Source organism: Lichenicola sp. GTC18331, from assembly GCF_055386855.1.
On record NZ_AP045015.1, the window covers coordinates 665,215 to 686,575 of the forward strand.

The window sequence follows — 21,361 nt, forward strand, 5'->3', positions numbered from 1 at the left end:
GCTGCCGCGCCCGGCCTCGATTCCATGGCGGATCACCCATGAACGACCTGCTCAACAGCCCCTACGCCCGCACCGTGGGCGGGTATCTGACCGCCTTCGTGCTCGGCACCGCGATCGGGTTCGAGCGGCAATGGCGACAGCGCAGCGCGGGCCTGAGGACCAATGTTCTGGTGGCGGTGGGCGCTGCCGCATTCTGCGATCTCGGCGCGCGCCTGCTGGGGCCGGAGGGCGCCACGCGGATCATCGCCTATGTGGTGTCGGGGATCGGCTTCCTGGGCGCGGGCGTGATCCTGAAGGACGGCACCCAGATCCGTGGCCTGAACACCGCGGCGACGCTCTGGTGTTCGGCGGCGGTGGGGACGCTGGCAGGCAGCCATCTGCCGGCGGAGGCCTGCACGCTGGGCCTGTTCATCCTGGCCGGCAACACGTTGCTGCGCCCGCTGGTGAACTGGGTGAACCGTCGTCCGATCGAGCCGGAGAACACCGAGGCGCAGTACATGGTGCATGTGATCTGCCGGCCTCGCGACGTTTCGGACGTGCGCGATCTGCTGGACAGCGTGCTGGAGCGGGCGTCCTACCCGGTGCGCTCGGTGGAAACGCTGTCGGACAGCGACGAGCAGGTGGAGCTGGCGGCGATCCTGGTGCCGAGCACGGCGGAATCGGACGAGCTGGACGCCGCCGTGGCGGAGTTGGAGGAGTCCGCGCTGGTTCTGTCCTCGACCTGGACGCTGGAAACGACCTCCTGACGCGAAAACGCCGCCGCGAGGCTGGCTCGCGGCGGCGCCGGTTCGGTCGGTTCGGTCGTTGAGCCTATTTCGGCGTGCCCTTGACGGTCTTCACGCTGCCGTCCGGGCTGATCACCGTGCTGGTGCCGTCGCCATTGGGGATCACGATGTTGCCGCTGGAGGGCGCATCGGGGCCGTCGTGGTGGGTCTTGTCGAACTGGTGGGCCGGATCGACGATCGGCGCGGCCAGGCTACCGCCGCCGGACGCGAACCCGTCATCGAGCGGGGCGCCGCCCCGGATGGCGTTCTGTTCGCCCATGCTCATGCTGCCGCCGCGCGGCAGTGTGCCTCCGGCCAGCGCATTGGTGCCGGCGACGCCGTGCGACACGTCGCTCAACGTGGGCAGCGGCTGCGGCGGACCGGGCCAGACATTGCCCGCCTGCGGCAGCATCGCCTGCGTGGTGGGGGTCTTGCCGCGTGCGCGCTGCAGGTTCTCGCTCGAGCCGAGGACGCCGTTCGGGTTGTAGCCCGGCGGATCTTCGGTATCGCCCAGGAAATGGCCCAGCCCGGAACAGCCGCTCAGTGCCAGCATGGCGGGCAGTGCGAACACCGCCACGGGTCTCGGCAGAATGGTCACAAAACGAGCCGAGGGCCGCATCTTCATCCTCCTGCGGCCCACCGCCGCGTTGCGGAATGTCGTCTAACCGGACGGTTTCCTCAAGAGCGGGCGCTTCCGGGCCCGCCTCGCGCGCGCGTTCGGGGCTTCCGCTGGTGCGAAACAGTCACAAACCGAACCGGCCGGGGCCGATTCGGATCGCGGCCGGCGTCAGGAGGAGGACGGCTCGTTCACGTGACGCAGGCCGGTGACCAGATAGTCCCAGCCCGTGACCAGTGTGAGCAGGGCGGCCAGCCAGAGCATCAACGCGCCGATCAATCCCACCGGCAGCCAGTCGAGCCCGAGCAGACGGGCCGTGGTGTCGCCGGCCAGCAGCACGCCGAGCGCGCCCATCTGGAATCCGGTCTTCCATTTGGCGAGGCGGGTGACGGGCAGGCTGACGCGACGGCCGGCCAGATGTTCGCGCAGGCCGCTGACCAGGATCTCGCGCAGCAGGATGACGATCGCCGGGTAGAGCGACCAGAGCGGCAGGCGTCCGAATCCGGCCAGCACCATCAGCGAGGCGCCGACCAGCAGCTTGTCCGCGATCGGGTCGAGCATGCGTCCGAGTTCGGAGAATTGGTGGCGCGAGCGGGCGATGCGTCCGTCGAGCCAGTCGGTGATGCCGGCGGCGATGAACAGGAGGCAGGCGGCGGCATCCGACCACGGCGCCCGGATCGCCACCAGCGCCACCAGCAGCGGAATGGCGGCGATCCGCGACAGGGTCAGCACGTTCGGCAGGTCTGTCAGCATGGTTCGCGGTCGATCGAGCAGTGTTCCGGCTTGCATCCTAGCCCAGCCGGAGGACCGCCGTAACCTGCCGTCCTGACATGGCTCCCCGGTCGCGGGACGCGACGGCGCTCCCCGGTCGCGGAATGCGGCGGGGCGGCGCAGGGCGGTTCGGGGCCCGGGGCGAGCGGGCGGAGAGGTCTGGCCCCCTGCCCGCCTCAGAACGCCGCTAGGTCTTGCTTTGCCAGCCGGCGTGGAAGTGGCCGTAGATGGCGCGGGCGGTTTCGCGGCTGATGCCGGGGGCGTTTTCCAGATCCACCAGCCCGGCCTGTTTGACGCCGCGCGCGGAGCCGAAATGGTTCAGCAGCGCGCGCTTGCGCAGTGGGCCGATGCCCGGGATGTCGTCCAGTTCGCTTTTGACGATCGCCTTGGAGCGGCCGGCGCGATGGGTGGTGATGGCGAAGCGGTGGGCCTCGTCACGCAGCCGTTGCAGGTAGTAGAGCACCGGATCGCGCGGCGGGAGCTGGAACGGCGGCGCGTCGCCGGTGTGGAACCATTCGCGCCCGGCATCGCGATCGGGGCCCTTGGCGATCGCCACCAGCTTCACGTCGGTGACGCCCAGATCGTCCAGCACCTGGCGCACGGCGGAGAACTGGCCGGCGCCGCCGTCGATCAGCAGGATATCGGGCCAGTCCGGACGGGCGGCCGGTTCGCCGGACTCGCTTTCGCGCGCCGCCTGTTCGCGCAGCGCGCGTCCGAAGCGGCGTTCCAGCACCTCGCGCATCATGGCGAAATCATCGCCCGGGGTGATCGGGCCGCGGATGCTGTATTTGCGGTAGGCCTGTTTGTTGAAGCCTTCGGGGCCTGCGACCACCATGACGCCATAGGCGTTGCTGCCCATGATGTGGCTGTTGTCGTAGGTCTCGATCCGCTCCGGCGGGGCCGGCAGGTTGAACAGCGTGGCGACGCCTTCCAGCAGCCTAGCCTGTCCGGCGCCCTCGGCCAGCTTGCGTTCCAGCGCCTCGCGGGCGTTGGTGGCGGCGTGTTCGACCACGGCGCGCTTCTCGCCGCGCTGCGGCACGGCGAGTTCGACCTTGCGTCCGGCCTTGAGGGTGAGGGCTTCGGCGACCAGTTCCGGCTCGTCCACCGGGACGTTGCTGAGCACCAGAGGCGGCGGCGGCTTGTCGTCGTAGAACTGGGCGATGAAGGAGGACAGGATCTCGCTTTCGCCCTCCCCCTTCACGTTGGCCGGAAAGAAGGCGCGGTTGCCGTTGTTGCGGCCGCCGCGGATGAAGAACACCTGAAGGCAGGCCTGGCCGGCGGCGAGGTGGATTGCGACGATGTCGGCATCCTCGATGCTGGCCGGGTTGATGATGCCGGTGCCCTGGACATGGGTAAGGCCGCGGATGCGGTCGCGCAGGGCGGCGGCGCGCTCGAACTCCATCTCGGCGGAGGCTTCCTCCATCTCCTTGGCCAGCGCGGCCTGCACTGAGCCGGCCTTGCCGGACAGGAAGGCGCGCGCCTGGGCGACCAGCGTGTCGTATCCTTCCTTGTCGATGCGATCGACGCAGGGGGCCGAGCAGCGCTTGATCTGGTGCAGCAGGCAGGGCCGCGTGCGGTTGGAGAACACGCTGTCGGAACAGGAGCGCAGCAGGAACACGCGCTGCATTGCCGTGACGGTCTGGTTCACCGCCCAGGCGGAGGCGAACGGCCCCCAGTAGGAGGCGCCCTTGCCCGGCTTGCCGCGATGCTTGGTGATCTGCGGAAAGGCGTGGCCGTCGGTCATCATCAGCCAGGGATAGGTCTTGTCGTCGCGCAGCAGGATGTTGAAGCGCGGCTTGAGGCGCTTGATGAGGTTGGCTTCGAGCAGAAGCGCCTCGGCCTCGGTATGGGTGGTGACGATCTCCATGGCGGCGGTTTCGCTCACCATGCGTCTGAGGCGTTCCGGCAGCCGTCCGATCTGGGTGTAGGAGTAGACGCGCTTCTTCAGCGCGCGCGCCTTGCCGACATAGAGCGCGTCGCCCTTGCGATCGAGCATGCGGTAGACGCCGGGCGACAGCGGCATGGTGAGCAGGGCCGTCTCGATCACGCCGACGCCGATGGCGGTGCCTGTGTCGGGCTTGTCGTCGGCGTTCGTATTGGGCGGCAGAAGATCCATTCGCCCCATCTAGTGTGCCGCCCCCGCCTTGTGGAGCGGCAATCGCGCAGGTGGTGCTTCGGGCGGAATAGGTTCTCCACCGACCCTGGGGATAAGTCTGTGGAATGACCCCCGTGAACCGACCTTGAAGCGCGTCTTTCCTGGCTGCGGATCGGATTGCTTAAATTTCAGGCAGACGCTGCAAGTCATTGTTTTTGCAGCACTGTGCGTCGGGAGCACTGTCACGCGACCAACATATTCGGCCACATCGTTGTAATGACTACGTGTCAATGCCGGCTGGTGGACAAAACGCAGGGCCGGTTCGCGAATCGTCGCGGCTGTGGGTCACGATTTGTTCGCGGATGGGGGTGCCCGGAACGCGAAAAGGGCGCCCGGACCAGCCGGACGCCCCTTCTGCAGACCAGTGACGGGTCGTATCAGGCCGCGATGGCGATCCGGCGCGTTTCGGCGACGGCGACGAGGCCGATCTCGAGACGACCGGCCGTGCCGGACAGCACCAGGGAGGCGGCACCGTCGGTCCAGCGGTAGCTGTGCTGGGCGGTCTCGACGCCATGCCAGCCGCGCACCAGGGCGTTGCCCTCGAGCGAGACGGCAACGCCATCGGCCTCGATGCTGGACACGGCGACGCCGAGAACACGGCGGTCATCGAGCCACGGCGACACGGACCAGGGCGAGGCCGCGGCGGAGGCGATGGTCACCAGACGGGCGCCGACCGGCAGCGCGCAGCCGAAGCGGGTCACGCCGTTCTCGAAACCGATCTCGGTCGGCTCGACGATGCGGCCGTCGACCAGCAGCACGAAGGGCGAGGAGGCCGGCACGGCGTCGTTGGCGGCAAAGGTGGTGCCGGCGCGAACCGACAGCACATCCCAGACCGGCTTCACGGCGGCGGCGTCGATGCAGAGCGGGGCGAAGCCTTGCTCTTCATAGGCGGCGATCGCCGGGGCGGCTTCGATGCGCAGTTCGCGACGGGCTTCCAGGCCCTCGACGTCGAGGAACGACTCAACCTGCACACCCTCGGCGAGGATGATGTCGTGCCGGTCCAGCGCCACATGATAATAGGTGATGGAGGTGCGGTTTTCCTGGACGATGCTGACGCCGTTCACCAGCAGGCGGGCCGGGATCAGCTTGCCGTCGAGCCAGATGGCATGATCTGGGGACACGACCAGATCGCGCTCCGGCAGGCCGGCGGACAGGGCGCCGGCGCGGATGCGGATCGGCAGCACCAGGCTGCGGTCGGCGATTTCAGCCACCTCGATGGTGCGGTTTCCGGTCCAGGTGACCGGCGCGATGCGGCCGAACGCCCAGAGCTCGTCGCCTTCCACGAGCGTCTCGACGGCGCGTGGGCCGGAAACGGTCTCGATCATCGTGCCCGCGGCGAAGCAGCACACGCTGGTGAAGGTGATGTTCACGAAGCCGAAGACGTCGCAGAACGTGACCTTGATCGCGTGGGACGGGTCGAAGTTGAAGCAGCCGAATTCATGGCCGCTGAGCGACTTGTAGATGCCGGTTCCGACCACATCGAGACCGCCCTGCTTGCCGGCGGTGGCGGTGATGTTGTTGTCCTTGTTCGTGAACGAGCCGGTATTCCAGTACAGGTTGTCGGCGGCTGCGGACACGCACCAACCGGCATACTCGGTGACGGAACAGGTGTAGACGACCGGCGGGCAGCCCCAGGCCGGCTGGTTACCCCACAGAGAGTTCGATTGGTACGTCATGGATGCTCCGCGAAACGGGGTTCTCTCGGCCGGGATTAGCCGAAAGCCCGGCGTGTTCGCCGAGCAGGACCATTTACGCGATGCACAATCAAAACGGAGACAAGTTTCTTCGTTTTGAGACGTTTTTACCGATTGTTTAACGCTTTCCGTGCTGTGCGACGCTACAATCGGCGGTTGCGTCGGCCTTGCGGAGCAGACGCAGCAGATTCGCGCCCCAGAACGCGGCGATCTCGGCCGGCGTGTAACCGCGCCGGACCAGTTCCGCTGTCACGGCCGGGCTTTCGGACGCGTCGCGCCAACCGGCGATTGCACCGCCGCCGTCGAAATCGGAGCTGATGCCGACATGGGCGGTGCCGATCCGCTTCGCCACGTAGTCGATATGGTCGACCAGATCGGCGACGTCGGCCGGGCGGCCGTCCTCCTTCACGCCGCGCGGGCGCAGGAATCCGGGCATGGCGGTGATCTGGATGAGGCCGCCCGTCTCGCGCAGCGCATCGAGCTGGGTGTCGTCGAGGTTGCGCCGGTGGTCGCACAGGGCGCGCGCACAGGAATGGGTCGCGACGACCGGCGTGGCGGAACGGGCGGCCGCCTGCAGCATGCCCTCGCGCGACAGGTGCGACACGTCGATCAGCATGCCGTGCCGGTTGAGTTCGCCGACGAGGTCGAGACCGAACGGGCTGAGTCCGTTCCAGCGCGTTTCCGCGTCGCCGAGGTCGCGCCGGGGGATGGCGCTGTCGGCGACGGCGTTGTGGCCGTTATGGGTCAGGGTGACGTAGCGGACGCCGAGCGCGCGGTATCGGGCGACGAGCGAAAGATCGGTGCCGAAGGCGTAGGCGTTCTCGATCGCCGGGACGACCGCGATCGCCCCTTCCGCACGGGCCTGCTCGATCACGTCGGCCCCGTCGCAGATCCGGGCGGTGATGCCGTAGCGATCGGCGCCCATCTCGCGGATGCGGTGCAGCATGGCGAAGGCGCGGTCGCGGGCCTCGGCATGGCCGGCCTCGTCGGTCGGGCCCTGCGGGATATAGGCGGCGAAGCAGCCGGCGGAGACCCCGCCCTCGCGCATCTTGACCAGGTCCACGCGGCGTTCGGCGCTGCGCTCGAACGGGTCGTCGCCGTCCGGCCAGGGGATGTCGATATGGCTGTCCAGGGTCAGCAGGCTGTGATGCAGGGCGTCGGCGTCGGGGCGTTCGGTCATGGCGGCACGCAACGCCGTCCGGCCCGGTTTGGCAAGGCGGCGGTGCTCTTGCCAGCGATGCCGCTTCGGGCGATGCCCGGGGCATGAGGATCGTGACCTGGAACATCAATTCGCTGCGGCTGCGGCTGCCCTTGCTGGAACGCGTGGTGACGGAGCTGTCGCCGGACGTGATCTGCCTGCAGGAGACCAAGGTTCCGGACGAGCTGTTCCCGGAGGCGGCCCCGGCGGCGCTGGGGTATCCGTTCCATCTGCGCCGGGGGATGAAGGGCTATAACGGCGTGGCGATCCTGTCGCGCGTGCCGATGCGTCGCGACGAGACGGCGCCGGACTGGTGCCTGAAGGACGACCGCCGGCATATCGCCGCGGTGCTGGACACGCCGTCCGGTCCGGTGACGCTGCACGATTTCTATGTGCCGGCCGGGGGCGACGTTCCCGATCCGGTCGAGAACCCGAAATACGCGCACAAGCTCGCCTTCGTGGACGAGGCGGCGGATTATTTCGGCGCCAATCCCCCTGCCCGCTCGATCCTGGTGGGCGATCTGAACATCGCGCCGCTGGAGCACGACGTCTGGAGCCACAAGCAGCTTCGCGACGTGGTGAGCCATACGGAGCCGGAGATCGTGCGGATGACGCGCTGGCTCGGAAACGGGTTCGCCGACGCGATGCGCCATTTTGTGCCGCCCACCGAGAAGCTCTACACGTGGTGGTCGTATCGCAATCGCGACTGGCGCGCATCCAATCGCGGGCGGCGGCTGGATCATGTCTGGGTCACGCCGGATCTGCTGCCGTCGCTGCGCGGGCTGCATATCCACACGGAAGCGCGGGACTGGCCGGGGCCCTCGGACCATGTGCCGGTGGCGGTCGATCTGGCGTTGTAGCGCCCGGCGGCGCGACTGGGCGGCGGACGAGGCGCAGCATCGGACGCAAGCGGGCGGCGACGGGGCCGGTCGGTTTTTGGATCGGGACCGGGTGCGGATACGCGGAACGCGGTCGCTCTGCAGGGGTCCGCGTTCAGTCCGGATGCGGACATCGTCCGGGTCTGCCGGCCGGTTTGATCCGCAATCGCATCGCACGGGTGCGCGCCGGGAGTCTCTCGCCCGACAGGCCGACATGGGGGGAAACGGCAGGGCCGAAACGAAAAAGGCGCCCCGGAGGGCGCCTGTTCGGATCAGCCCGGCACGCCGCCGGAGGGGTCGAGACGGTAGCCGCCGCCTTCCGTCACCAGCAGGCAGGCATTGGTGGGATCGGGTTCGATCTTCTGCCGCAGACGGTAGATATGGGTTTCCAGCGTGTGCGTCGTCACCGCCGCATTGTAGCCCCAGACCTCGTTCAGCAGTACCTGACGCGCGACCGGGCGCGTGCCGGCGCGATACAGGAACTTGAGGATCGCGGCTTCCTTTTCCGTGAGACGGATGCGCCGGTTGCGTACCGTTTCCTGCAGCAGCTTGGCCGACGGGCGGAACACGTAGGGCCCGATGGTGAAGACCGCATCCTCGCTATTCTCGAAGATCCGCATCTGCGCACGCAGACGCGCCAGCAGTTCGGCGATCCGGAAGGGTTTGGCGACATAATCGTTGGCCCCGGCATCGAGGCCGCGCACCACGTCGGCCTCGTCGTCGGAGCCGGTGAGCATGATGATCGGCATGCGCCGGCCCTGACGGCGTTGTTCCGCGCAGAAGTCGCGGCCATCGCCGTCGGGCAGGGAAACGTCGAGGATCAGGGCGTCGAACCGCTCGGCCGGATCGTCGACGCGCTTGCGCGCCGCCTCGATGCTGTCGGCCTCGGACACCTGGAACTCGCCGTCGAGCTGCAACTGCTCGACGAGCGCATCCCGCAATGCCTGGTCGTCGTCCACGATCAGAATAGGGCGTCCACCCGCCATCAACCATCTCCCTTGTCGGCCCGCGACCCGAAGGTCGCCGGCCTACGCCCGTTTCGCGCTCACAACGCAGTGAAGCGGCGCCACGGCGCGTTCCTCATGGTGTCTCTCAACGCACAATAGCGTGATATGGATGCGGGCATACCGTGACAATCTTTCTGACGGGGAAATAAGGCGATGAGCGTGGGTGTGATCGAGCTGCTCGGCGGCCATCGCGCGCTGCTGGTCGTGGCCGGCCGGCGCCTGCCCGCCGTGCTGGGCGAGGGCGGCATCCGGGCGGACAAGCAGGAAGGCGACCGCGCGACGCCGACCGGGCTGCTGCCGCTCCGGCGCGTGTTTTTCCGGGCCGACCGGGTTCCGGCGCCTGCCTGCGCCGTGCGGCGCGAGGTTCTGGCGCCGACCGATGGCTGGTGCGACGATCCGGCCCATCCGGACTACAACCGGCTCGTCACCCTGCCCCACCCGGCCCGGCACGAGCGGATGTGGCGCGAGGATGCGCTCTACGATCTGGTGGGAGAGCTCGGCTGGAACGACGCGCCGGTGAAAGCGGGGCGTGGTTCGGCGATCTTTCTGCATGTGGCGCCGCCGGACGGGGCGCCCACGGCCGGGTGCATCGCCCTGGAGCTGCCGGCGCTGCGCGAGGCGCTCGCGTCCGGACTGACGGCGATCGCGGTGCCTGGCTGAACCGGCGGGCAGCGGGTCGCGCGCCGTTTCCGCTGCGTGGCGACGGGAAGATCGCGCGGCCCGGGGTTGCGGGAGAGAGCGGCCTGCCGGAAGGACGATCGTGGCCTGCGGCCTCGGCAGCGAGGCTGATCCGTCGGTTCTGTTTCAGAGCGATCCGGCTGCGGTCCGGACTTCCTTGTCCCGGGCCCGGATCTTGCGCAGGCCGGAATGGCGGCGCGAATAGCCGAGATACAAGGCGGCGCCGCCGAGGCCGTAGAGCGCGAGAATGGCGGGCGGCATCCAGTCGCCGTGACGGGCCTTGATGGCGAGATCGATCAGCACCGGGGCCATCATCAGCAGGCTGGCGAGCAGCGCCAGCACCGGCACCACGCCGAACCAGATGCCGCCGAGGGTGACGCCGCCGAACGGCACGCTGAACGGGCGCGGCAGATCGGGGCGGCGGCCGCGCAACGCCATCACGCAGCAGGCGACCAGAAGAAACGCGACGGCGGTGCCGATGCTCACCAGATCGGACAGCAGCGACAGAGGCAGCGAGCAGGCCATGACGGCGGAGATCGTGGCGATGATCGCGGTGCCGGAGGCCGGCGTGGCGAGACGGGGATGCACGCGTGCGAGCACGGGCGGCAGCAGCCCGTCCGCGGCCATGGCCATGCCGATGCGCGACTGCGCGTAGGTGTTGACCAGCAGCACGGAAGCGAGGCCGGTGAGCGCGCCGAGCTTGAGCACGACGGCGAAGCCGGGCGTGCCGAGCGACTGCACCGCGACGGCGATCGGGTCGGGCACATCGAGCGCCCGGAACGAGATCAGCCCGGTCATCACCAGCGCCACGGCGGCATACAGCAGCGTGCTGGCCGCGAGCGCGCCGAGAATGCCCACCGGCACGTCGCGCTGCGGCTTGCGGGCTTCGGAAGCGGAGGTGGCGACCGCCTCGAAGCCGAGATAGGCGAAGAACACCATGGAGGCGGCGCGGAAGATGCCGGAAACGCCGAAGCGGAATCCGCCCTCGTTCGGCGGCACGAACGGGTGCCAGTTGGCGGGGTGGACGCGTGTGAAGCCGAAGGCGATGAAGGCGAACAGCACGCCGAGCTTGATGGCGACGAGGACGCTGTTCACCGCTGCGGATTCGCGAATGCCGCGGATCAGAACCGCGGCGACGCAGACCAGTGCGAGCAGGGCGACGAGGTTGACCGACGCCGTGGGGACGAGACGGTGCACGCCGCCGCCGTCGCGCATCTGCAGCGTGCCCGTGACCAGGGCAGCGGGCAGATGGATGCCGAAATCGGCGAGCACGCTGGCGAGATAACCGGAAAAACCGACTGCCAGCAGCGCGCTGCCGAGGCCGAATTCGAGCAGCAGCATCCAGCCGAGCACGAAGGCGGCGCGTTCGCCGAGACACGCATAGGCGTAGGTGTAGGACGCGCCGGCGCTGGGCAGGACGGAGGATAGCTCGGCGTAGCACAGGCCGATCAGGAAGCAGGCGGACGCGGCGATCACGAAGGACAGCACCACGGCCGGGCCTGCGAAATGGGCCGCGGCCATCCCGGTCATGACATAGACGCCGGCACCGACGATGCAGCCGATGCCGAGCAGCACGAGCGACACCGGGCCGAGCGCGCGGCGGAGCCCGTCCGCGTCGTGCTCCGCGCGGAGGGCGTCGATCGATTTGCGCAGGAGCATGCGGCGTGTTCTCCGGACTGGTCGCGTCGGTCGGCCCGCGCGTGACCGGATGCGTATGCCCAGCGGGACGGCGGTCAGAAAGGCGCTCCGGCGAGCATCAGCATCGCGTTTCCGCGTGGATCTCCTGCCGAACGATGGAAGCGCCTTCGCTCAGAGCCTGGAGCTTGCCGCGCGCCGTCTGCCGGGACAGGGGTGCCATGCCGCAATTGGTGCAGGGAACGAGTTTGTCGGCATCGACGAAGCGAAGCGCGGCTCGGAGCGTTTCGGCGACCTGCTCAGGCGTTTCGACGGCCGTGTTCGCCACGTCGATCGCGCCCACCATGATCGTCTTGCCGCGGATGAGGTCCATCAGTTCGAGCGGAACGCGGGAGTTGTGGCATTCCAGCGAAACGGCGCCGATGCCGGACTGTTGCAGCTTGGGGAAGATCCGCTCGTATTGCCGCCACTCGGTGCCGAGGGTCTTCTTCCAGTCCGTGTTGGCCTTGATGCCGTAGCCGTAGCAGATATGGACGGCGGTCTTGCAGGCGAGTCCTTCGATCGCCCGTTCCAGCGTGGCGATCCCCCAGTCGTTCACGTCGTCGAAGAACACGTTGAAGGCGGGCTCGTCGAACTGGATGATGTCGACGCCGGCCGCTTCCAGCTCCTTCGCTTCCTCGTTCAGGATGCGGGCGAATTCCCAGGCGAGTTTCTCGCGGCCTCCGTAATGCGCGTCATGGAGCGTATCGATCATCGTCATCGGGCCCGGGAGCGCCCATTTGATCGGGGCCGATGTCTGCGATCGCAGAAACGCGGCGTCTTCGACGAAGACCGGCGTCTCGCGTGCGACGGCCCCGACGACCGTCGGGACGCTGGCATCGTAGCGGTTGCGGATCCTGACCGTTTCGCGCTTCTCGAAGTCGACGCCGGCGAGATGTTCGATGAACGTCGTGACGAAATGCTGCCTCGTTTGTTCGCCGTCGCTGACGATGTCGATGCCTGCCGACGCCTGTTCGGCCAGCGTGACGCGGAGCGCATCCTGCTTGGCTTCGCGCAGCGCGTCTCCGTGCAGTTTCCAAGGAGACCAGAGCGTCTCCGGCTCGGACAGCCAGACCGGTTTCGGCAGGCTTCCGGCGGTCGATGTGGGCAGAAGTTTCACTGTCATCTTGGGGAGAGTTCCTGTCCGTCGATTGTCTTAGGCTGCATCGCGGGTGGACCACCGCGCCAGGATGTCGCGATACGGGGTGATGAAATGCGTGTCCGCGAACCGTCCTTGCGAGGCGGCGAGGCGGTCGCGTTCATCACGATCGTACTCGATCCGCGTCGGCGAATAGTCCTGATGCCGCAGGCTCGGCTGGAAGCATTCTCCGGCCGGGCTGTTGGCGTTGTAGATTTCGGGCCGGTAGATTCTCTGGAACGTTTCCATCGTGCTGATCGTGCCGATCAGTTCGAGCGGGGTGTAGTCGTTCAACAGGCCGCCCGAGCAGAAGAACGCCAATGGTGCGACGCTGTGCGGCGGCATGAAATAGCGGACGCGCAGGCCCATCCGCGCGAAATATCGCTCGGTCAGGGAGCTGTCATGGGCCTGATATTCGACGCCGAGAATGGGATGGTTGTTGGCCAGCCGTCGGTAGATCATGTTGTGCGAGACGCTCAGACAGATCACCGGCGGCTTGCCGAAGTTGTTTATGTAGGCATCCGAATTGACGAAGGCCATGAAAAGCCGTCCGTGCAGCGCGCCGAATCCGCTCGGGACGCTGAACGCCGACGATGCCGCGTTGTGCTCAGCGAGCAGGATGCTGAAATCGTAATCGCGCACGTAGGAGGAAAGGTTGTTGCCAACGATGCCGTCGAACCGTGCGCCGCTTTCGGTGTCGATGATCGTCGGTTTCAGGATCTCCATCATCGGGAACCGGTCACCGTGTCCGGCGACGTCGATGCCGACGGAGACGATGTCGAGTTCGATGCGATAGCGGTCGGCCGCAGGATTGTCCCAACAGGCCAAGCTGTTGCAACGACGATCGATCATGCGCAGCACGTTGCGGAGATTCTGCTGCCGGTTCTCGCCCCTGGCGAGGTTCGCGAAATTCGTGGTGATCCGGGTCTCGCCGGACGGCTGGTACGCTTCGTCGAACCGGACGCTTTCGATCGAGAATTGGAAATCACGCGTCATTGTGGGCCCGTCTCCTGACGTCCCGGCTGGGTGTCTCGCCGGCATTCTGCGAATGAGTTGACCGAGGCGGCGTTATGCCGCGTTCCGACCATGCAGAAAAATGACTTTAATTCAGGATTTCATGACTGGATGTCATGGAAGCGGCGACACGTCCGGCCTGGACGACCACACTCGCAGGGAATTCCCGGGCCATCTCCCGGCATGCAGGCGCGCCCGCATCGACGGACCTGACGAACAGGACGTTGCTGCCGTCGGTCTATCGGCTGTCCTGAATCCGCACCGTTCGGCTCAGTTCCATGAAGCCGTTCATGTACGCCGGCATTCCGCCCTGCCGATGACCGAGATGGATGGATTTCTGGATCCCCTCGCCGAGGCGGATGCCCTTTATTCCTTGCGTTCCGCGCAGCAGCCAGTCGGGCGTTGCGCTGACGGCGCGGCCGGATGCCACCAGCCGGAGCATCAGATCGGTGGTTTCCACCGTGCGATGCCGTCGTGGGGCGGCATGGGCGGGAATGAGAAAGCCCGTGTAGATATCGAGCCTTTCCCGGGCGACCGGATAGGTGATCAGCGTTTCGTTCGCCAGATCCTTCGGCACGAGGCGGCGTTTGCGGGAGAGCTTATGGCTGGCGGCGACGGCGAGCACCAGTTCGTAGTCGAAGACGGGCCTGTATTCGATTCCCGGCCGATCGATCGGATCCGGCGTGACGAGAATGTCGATGTCGTGGTTCACGAGCGCGGTCAGGCCGCCGAACTGGAAAGCGGTGGTGACATCCAGATCCACGTCCGGCCATTCCGCCAGGAACGGCTCGACGACCCGCATGAGCCAGTCCTGGCACGGATGACATTCCATGCCGATGCGGATCGCCCCGCGCCGGCCACGGGCGAAATCGTCGAGAACCGCGGCCCCGCGTTCGAGTTGTGGCAGGACGCGCTGGGCCAGGCCCAGAAGGTAGTCGCCCTCCGGGGTCAGACGGAGTTTGTGGCCTTCGCGCTCCCACAGCTTGACGCCGTGCCGTTCCTCGAAGCGACGCACCGCGTGGCTGACGGCCGACTGTGTCAGGTTCAACCGGTCGGCGGCCTGGGTCAGGCTGCCGGTTCGATCGATCTCGCGCAGGATCGCCAGCGGTTGGATGTCGATCATCTCCGGTGAATAGGCGTCGGCCATGGTCGGGGCAACCGCAGTTGCGCTCGCCTTCAGGCGATCTCGGGATTTGCGCCGGACGGGGCACCGCCGGTGGCGGACATGGCGAATACGCGACCGCGCGGAGAGCGACCACGGTTGCGATGCGCAGGTTGCGGCCGGGCCGCCCCTTGCCGTCCGGACCGGTTTCGGTTTCAACCGCCGGCTTTCGGGAGCGAGGCGCGACATGACGGGTTTGGTGGGCATCGATTTCGGCACCACCAACAGCGTGGTGGCCATTCCGCAGGCCGACGGACGGATCGAGAGCGCGCGGTTCGCGCTGGGTGCAGAGTTGTTCGACACGTTCCGCACCGTGCTGTGCTTCTGGGAAGACCGCGATGCGGGCAATGCGCTGCGCCAGGCCGCCGGACCCGGCGCCATCCAGGCCTATCTGGACGACGCGACGGAAAGCCGGCTGGTCATGTCGATGAAGACCTATCTGGCCCAGCGCAGTTTCCGGGAAACACGCATCTTCGGCCGGCCGATGACGCTGGAGATGCTGGTGGCGACGTTCCTGCGCGATCTGTTGCAGGCTGCGGGCCTGGATCCGGCAGAAACGCGTGTGGTCGCGGGGCGTCCGGTCCGGTTCGCGGGCGAAACGGCGAATGACGGGTTCGGGGAAGCGCGTCTGCGGGCCGCCTTCGCCGAGGCCGGGATCGGCGGTCTGGACGTGGCGCTGGAGCCGGAAGCGGCCGGCTATCGTTTCGCGCGCACGCTGGACAAGGCCGCGACCGTGCTGATTGGCGATTTCGGCGGCGGTACAAGCGACTTCTCCGTGTTGCGCTTCGAGCCGGGACGGCCCGGGCGTGTGACGTCGCTCGGCCATTCCGGCATCGGCATCGCCGGCGACACGTTCGATTACCGGATCATCGACCGCGTGGTCTCGCCGCTGCTGGGCAAGGGCGACCACTACACGGTCATGGGCAAGGAATTGCCGGTGCCGCCGGAATATTTCTCGGCTTTCGCGCGCTGGCACCGGCTGTCTTTGATGCGGGCACCGCGCACGCTGCGCGAGATCGAGGAGGTGGCGCGGCTCAGCGCTCATCCCGAGCGTCTGCGTGGGCTGATCCGGCTGATCGAGGAGGAGCAGGGCTACGCGCTCTACCGTGCGGTATCCGCGGCCAAGGCGGCGCTTTCGCGCGACGAGGCGGCGATGCTGACGTTCCAGGGTGGCGGTCTGTCGATCGAGCAGAGCATTGCCCGCAGCGACTTCGAGGACTGGATCGGTCCCGATCTGGCCCGCCTCGATGCCTCGGTGGCGGAAGCGTTGGCGGTGTCGAACGTGTCGGCAGAGGACGTGGATCGCGTGTTCCTGACCGGGGGCACCTCCTTCGTTCCGGCGGTGCGGCGGCTGTTCGAGACACGGTTCGGTGCGGAGAAGGTGTCGGCGGGCGGCGAGTTCGTGTCGGTGGCAGAGGGTCTGGCGTTGATCGGCCAGGACCGGGGGATGTGACGAAACGACGCGATGGCGGCACGGTCGCACGTCGCCTCGAAATCTCTGCAACGAACGGCTCCGGACCGGGCGCGACGCGTGGAATTGCGCCACGCGCTCCTATCGAAAGGTGGCCCGGCAGCGATCGATCGCCCGCGCTCGCATCTCGGTTCACCCATGACATTTGCGGATTTCGGGTAGCTGCCGGCGGGGTCTTCCGGAAATGGGGCTTCGGCACGCAAGGGGATGACGGTTAGCGAGTATTTAACGAATTTGTGTCATTACGGTACCGGACACTCCGTCCACAGAAACAATCCGGGGCACGCAGGAATGTCATCCGACCGCACAAAGGGCTGGTCTCTCTATGACAGCTTCAGCGACAGCGTGACGATCCCCTACGCGGGCTACACCACGCGGGGCTCTTCACCGCAGATCCCCGTTTCGGTGGATGGCGGTCCGGTCAGGAATTTCACCATCGACACCGGCTCGCTCGGACTTGTGGTGCCCATGGAAGACGTGCCGGCGACGCTCGACTACCGGAGCGGCACGCCGGGGCAGATCGGCTACGGATCGAGCGGCTACGCGTATTCCGGCTACTGGATCACGACAACCGTTTCTCTGACCGACGCCGGCGGCACGCCTCTGACGGATTCAGCGGGAAATCCGTTGACCGAGCAGCTTCCGGTTCTGGTGGTCACCCAGAGCTATGATGCGGGTGTTGCCCTCAAGGGCGATCAGGGCGCGCCCACCCAGCTCGGCGTCGGTTTCGGCCGGCCGAAGATGGATACGGATCAGGTGCCGCTCACGGTGGCGAACAACGCGTTCCTGAATCTGCCCGGCGAAGTCAGCGGCGCGATGCGGCCCGGCTACATTATCGGGCAGACCGCGATCACGATCGGACTGACCGCCGCCAATGCCGACAGCGGCTGGGCGATGAGCAAGCTCACCCCGCGCGCGGACACCACGACCGGGACCGGGGGTGCCGGAGACTGGAACAATGCCGCCGCCGTGGTCACCGTGAACGGCCGGACCAGCACCGGCACCGAGCTGGTCGACACGGGGCTGTCCCATGCCGAGCTCGGCTGGCCGGACGCGCCTCGCGGTGGAACCGCACTTCCCTCGGGCACATCCGTGATCACCGATCTGCTCGGCATCGGCGACGGCTCGGTCAGCTACAGCTATACGCTCGGCGACGGACAGCCGCAGACGCCGACCGCCGGCACGTCGACGGGCAAGACCACCTTCAACAACACCACCGACACGCTGCTGAAGGGGCTCGACTATCTCTATGACGCCACGGGGGGCTATGTCGGCTTCCAGCCGAACAGCGGAGGCGGCAACACCGGCAGCACGTTCACCAGCGAACTGGCTGCAGGCGGCACGATCGCCTTGCCCGACGACTTCTCGTCCTCCGTTCCTGTGGTTCTGCGTGACGCCACGACGTTCTCGGAGGCCAGAAAAGCCGTTTTCGCGGGGGCCTTCAGCGGCGACGCGCCGCTGACGTTGACCGGGGGCGGCACCTTCACGTTCGGCGGCGGCGGCAATGTCGTCGGCGGCATCAGCGTCGCACTCGGCACTCTCGTCATCGACGGGAACCTGGAAAGCGGCGGAGCAACCATCGCCGGCACTGTCCGGTTGCCGGCGACGACCGCTGCCGAAAGCGGCCACTGGACCGTCACGGGCGCGCTCGACGCGAAAGGCGGTGTCGTCACGCTCGGCAGGGCGGCCGCACTCAGTGCGACGGGCGGTCTGACCATCGAGAACGGTGGTTCCCTGGCCCTGGGTCAGAATGCCTCCGTGATCGGGAATCTGGTTCTCAGGGGCGGATATCTTTACAGCCAGGACGGAACGGCCGGCGCCGGTAGCGTTCTGCTGGCGCAACCGATCACGCTCGATGGGGCGTCGGATACCGTCCATCTCGGCCTGAACAACAAGGTAACGCTGACGGGAACGATCTCCGGCGGCACGACGAGCGGTCTTTACATCACCGGCACCGGCACGCTCGAACTGGATGGACAGAATACCTTCACCGGCGGCGTTTCGATCGGCCAAAGCACCGAACTGATCCTGGGTTCGACCACGGCGGCCGGGACAGGGCCGATCAGTTTCGTGCCGACCGCCGCGTCCAGTGATCCGCTGCCGCAAACGGTTGCGGGCGTCGTCGGCGGCACGGCGGCGTTCCTTCACGGGCTCGATCTGAGTCGTTCCGGGTTCGGCCTGGGGAACGGGATCGACATCACCGATCTTGCCCCGAAAACGATCTCGAATCCGAATGGTGCGCAGGTCACGACCGCCTACGACGCGACCACCGGCGCCCTGTTCGTTCTTGCGGACCGGCAGCTTGTCGCCACCCTGGCCTTGCCAACCGGTCTAGGCGGCATGTTCTCCGTCGGTGCCGATGGCCGGGGCGGAACGACGCTAACATTGGTCCATGGCACCAGCGACGCCGTCACGATCGCCACCAGGAGCGATGTCCCTGCGCGCGATTACGGCGTTTCCGGTGCGGGAATCACCGTCGGGATCATTTCCGACAGCTTCAACGCCAAGGGCGGCCTCTACCAGGACGTCGCGGACGGCGCGCTGCCGGCGAGCGCGCTATCGAGCGTCGATCCGACACTGGACGCGAAGTCCGGCAACGATGAAGGCCGGGCCATGGCCCAGCTGGTGCATGACATCGCGCCTGGCGCGACGTTGAAATTCGCGACGGCATCCGGATCGGCGGGGGTGGACGAGGCCATTGCCGCTGCGATCGAGAAGCTGATCGCGGCCAAATGCAACATCATCGTCGACGACGAAGGCGAGGATCCCGGGCCGTTCTACAGCCTTCCTTCGGCAACCGCGAAGGCAATCCAGGATGCTACGAACGCCGGCATCACCATGATCACCAGCGCCACCAATCGTGGCGACGTCTTCTACGAGCATGCCGTCCAGGTCGCGCAGGGAACGCTGAGCGGGAACACGACGGTTGAAACGATCTACAATTTCGGAACGGCCGGCAATCCGGAGTTCTACCAGAAGATCACGCCCCAAACCGGCTATCCGACATATCTGAGCTTTCAGAGCGTGGCCCTCAGTGGCTCTTTCACGATGACGGCGCATTTCTTCACGAAGAGCGGAGACACATACACGCCTCTCACCGTGAAATCCGCCGCCAGCGACGTCGGAAAACGCTACGAACTTCCCACGTCGCAAACGTCCGGTTCCGGCGACATCTACATCGCCTTCACGACCGATTCCAGTTCGCCGGACGGGATCTTCAAATACACGGTCGGGTCGGCCGGCACGCCGCCATCGAAGATCGGAGACGGGCTGCCTTACGCCGGAAGCGGCACCATCACCGGACATCAGTTGGATCCGAACGAGATCACCGTCGCTGCAGCGGATTATCGCGGCACTTTGCCGGGCGGCACTTTGACCAGCGAAGCGTTTACCTCGGCGGGACCCGGCATTCTCTACACGGCGCCAGACGGGAGCTTGTATTCGACGCCCATGGTCCTCTCGAAGCCGGACATCACGGCTCCGGATCATACCAGTACGACCGTCACTGTTCCGACGGCGACACAGCCCGACGGCGTCGGCGGCTTGTCGACATTCTCCGGAACCTCGGCGGCCGCTCCCGCCTTCGCCGGCGTCGCCGCCCTGATGTTGCAGGCGGATCCGCATCTGACGGGCGGCGATATCCGCAATCTGGCCGCGGATTCCGCCATTTCGATGGCGAACCCGTCGATCGCCGGCGCCGGGCTGGTACAGGCCGACAAGGCTGTCGGCTACGCTAGAAGCCATGTCATCACGCAATTTTCCGGCGGCAACACGACCCTGCTGGGCACAGGCGGCGACGACACCATTGTCACGAACAGCGGAAATACCACCGTGTCCGGCGGCGGCGGTCACGACACCGTCTCCGCAGGGGGACAGAGCACCTCCGTCATCGGCGGAACGGGCACGCTCCTGCTGACCGTCGACAGTGGCAGGGCATCGCTGTCGGGCGGAACGGGCAGCGTCACGGTCACGGGCGGCGTCGCCGGCGGCGCGTTCACCGGCGGCAGCGACGGCCACAACGTCCTCACCGGCCACGGCCATGCGACGATCGCCGGCGGTGGGGCCGGCGACCGACTCACCGGTGGCGGTGGGGATCTGCTTTCGGCTGCCGCCGGCAACACGACGCTGGTCGGCAGCAACGCCGACATTCTGGTCGATGCGCGAGGCTCGCTTGCGTTCACGGGCAACGACGGCGTGGTTTTCGGATCGGCGAACGGCACCGACACCATCGTCGGCAGCGGGGGCGATTTCACGGCGGTCGGTCGTGGCGGTCAAACCACTGTCTTTGGTGGAGCCGGGGACGCAAAGGTCTGGGCCGGGGCATCGGACGTGACGCATGTTGCCGGGTCCGGAACCGGCACCCTGGTTGCCGGGAGCGCCGTATCCGCCTTCTGGATCGGCGCCGATTCCGGCATGCAGAACGTTCTGGCGGTCGATGGCTGCGGTGGCGGCTCGCTCACCGTGGTCGGGTTCCGCCCGACGATCGACCATTTCAACGCGATCGGATACGGGCCGGGACAGAATGCGACGTCGGTTTCGGGCAACGCCCTGACCGTCACCTTGTCCGACCACACCAGCATCACCTTTCTCGGTGTCGGATCGTTGACCTGATGGATGCGTCCAGCGTCAGTGTCGACAAGGATGTTGCTGACGCTGAACGGATCTTTGACGGTCGATACAGAGCCGGGATTGTCTTCGGACAAGGCGGGACGCCACCGTCGCGCGACAGGGTCATGTCGGCCAACGGACGTTGACGAGCCACGCCGGCCGGTTCCTGGGTTCCTGAGACCAGGCACTGGGGATCGCGGCATCGTCAGCGGTCGGCGGCGGAGCGTCGCAGCGCCGTCAATCCGTGCAGAGAGTCGTCCGGCAACTGTGCCGGGACGGAAACGTGGCCGTGATGGAAGACAGCGGCGACGTTACGGAGATGCCGGCCCTCGCCGGAACGGCCGCCGCGCCGGCGGCGAAGCCGACGCTGCTCCGCGCGGAGAAGACCGTCGGGACGATCCGTTCCGTCGCCGTGGCGACGCCGGAACCCGGTTCGTCCGCCGGCTCAGCGCAGGCATGGCGTCGCATGGCCTTCGACCTCGACGTGTTCCCCGTGCATTCCGACGCCCGTCCGAAGGCGTACGGTCCGGTGA

General features: G+C 67.1%; 15 protein-coding genes. 5 read left to right on the plus strand and 10 right to left on the minus strand.

Annotated features, from left to right (window positions below; translation table 11 throughout):
- Positions 1–38: 38 nt before the first annotated feature.
- Positions 39–746, plus strand: coding sequence for an MgtC/SapB family protein (locus ACZ5BM_RS03150; RefSeq protein ID WP_498909901.1), 708 nt, complete (start codon positions 39–41; stop codon positions 744–746).
- Between the two features lie 64 nt (positions 747–810).
- Here ACZ5BM_RS03150 and ACZ5BM_RS03155 read toward each other — a convergent pair whose 3' ends face one another.
- From ACZ5BM_RS03155 to ACZ5BM_RS03175, 5 genes are all read right to left on the minus strand, one after another.
- Positions 811–1,383 (minus strand): hypothetical protein, encoded by a 573-nt coding sequence (locus ACZ5BM_RS03155; RefSeq protein WP_498909902.1) that lies wholly within the window; start codon positions 1,381–1,383, stop codon positions 811–813.
- A 168-nt stretch (positions 1,384–1,551) separates the two neighbouring features.
- Positions 1,552–2,133, minus strand: a complete 582-nt coding sequence (gene pgsA / locus ACZ5BM_RS03160; RefSeq protein ID WP_498909903.1) for a CDP-alcohol phosphatidyltransferase family protein — start codon at positions 2,131–2,133, stop codon at positions 1,552–1,554.
- 205 nt (positions 2,134–2,338) lie between these two features.
- The gene (uvrC, locus tag ACZ5BM_RS03165; RefSeq protein ID WP_498909904.1) at positions 2,339–4,267 is read right to left on the minus strand and encodes an excinuclease ABC subunit UvrC; all 1,929 of its coding nucleotides are present in this window, start codon (positions 4,265–4,267) and stop codon (positions 2,339–2,341) included.
- A 416-nt stretch (positions 4,268–4,683) separates the two neighbouring features.
- Positions 4,684–5,982, minus strand: a complete 1,299-nt coding sequence (locus ACZ5BM_RS03170) for a Hint domain-containing protein (RefSeq protein WP_498909905.1) — start codon at positions 5,980–5,982, stop codon at positions 4,684–4,686.
- Between the two features lie 136 nt (positions 5,983–6,118).
- Positions 6,119–7,180, minus strand: a complete 1,062-nt coding sequence (locus ACZ5BM_RS03175; RefSeq protein ID WP_498909906.1) for a dipeptidase — start codon at positions 7,178–7,180, stop codon at positions 6,119–6,121.
- Positions 7,181–7,263: 83 nt separating this feature from the next.
- Here ACZ5BM_RS03175 and ACZ5BM_RS03180 point away from each other — a divergent pair, with 83 nt between their 5' ends.
- A complete protein-coding gene (locus tag ACZ5BM_RS03180) occupies positions 7,264–8,058 on the plus strand; it encodes an exonuclease/endonuclease/phosphatase family protein (protein ID WP_498909907.1) in 795 nt (264 codons plus the stop codon).
- Positions 8,059–8,348: 290 nt separating this feature from the next.
- On the opposite strand, the gene ACZ5BM_RS03185 is transcribed toward ACZ5BM_RS03180, so the two are convergent.
- A complete protein-coding gene (locus tag ACZ5BM_RS03185) occupies positions 8,349–9,062 on the minus strand; it encodes a response regulator transcription factor (RefSeq protein WP_498909908.1) in 714 nt (237 codons plus the stop codon).
- A gap of 174 nt (positions 9,063–9,236) precedes the next feature.
- Here ACZ5BM_RS03185 and ACZ5BM_RS03190 point away from each other — a divergent pair, with 174 nt between their 5' ends.
- Complete coding sequence (locus ACZ5BM_RS03190) at positions 9,237–9,743, plus strand: L,D-transpeptidase family protein (protein ID WP_498909909.1); 507 nt, start codon at positions 9,237–9,239, stop codon at positions 9,741–9,743.
- Between the two features lie 144 nt (positions 9,744–9,887).
- On the opposite strand, the gene ACZ5BM_RS03195 is transcribed toward ACZ5BM_RS03190, so the two are convergent.
- From ACZ5BM_RS03195 to ACZ5BM_RS03210, 4 genes are all read right to left on the minus strand, one after another.
- Entirely contained in the window at positions 9,888–11,420 is a 1,533-nt protein-coding gene (locus ACZ5BM_RS03195) for an amino acid permease (RefSeq protein ID WP_498909910.1), read from the minus strand.
- Between the two features lie 97 nt (positions 11,421–11,517).
- Entirely contained in the window at positions 11,518–12,561 is a 1,044-nt protein-coding gene (locus ACZ5BM_RS03200) for a methionine synthase family protein (RefSeq protein ID WP_498909911.1), read from the minus strand.
- Positions 12,562–12,591: 30 nt separating this feature from the next.
- Positions 12,592–13,569: a putative oxygenase MesX gene (locus ACZ5BM_RS03205; protein WP_498909912.1), complete on the minus strand. Its 978-nt coding sequence runs from the start codon at positions 13,567–13,569 to the stop codon at positions 12,592–12,594.
- A 256-nt stretch (positions 13,570–13,825) separates the two neighbouring features.
- Entirely contained in the window at positions 13,826–14,989 is a 1,164-nt protein-coding gene (locus ACZ5BM_RS03210; protein ID WP_498909913.1) for a LysR substrate-binding domain-containing protein, read from the minus strand.
- Here ACZ5BM_RS03210 and ACZ5BM_RS03215 point away from each other — a divergent pair.
- Both ACZ5BM_RS03215 and ACZ5BM_RS03220 read left to right on the plus strand, forming a co-directional pair.
- Positions 14,937–16,202 (plus strand): Hsp70 family protein, encoded by a 1,266-nt coding sequence (locus ACZ5BM_RS03215; protein ID WP_498909914.1) that lies wholly within the window; start codon positions 14,937–14,939, stop codon positions 16,200–16,202. The two genes, ACZ5BM_RS03210 and ACZ5BM_RS03215, sit on opposite strands and share 53 nt — an antisense overlap.
- 309 nt (positions 16,203–16,511) lie before the next feature.
- Positions 16,512–20,831: a S8 family serine peptidase gene (locus ACZ5BM_RS03220; RefSeq protein ID WP_498909915.1), complete on the plus strand. Its 4,320-nt coding sequence runs from the start codon at positions 16,512–16,514 to the stop codon at positions 20,829–20,831.
- The last annotated feature ends 530 nt before the right edge of the window (positions 20,832–21,361 follow it).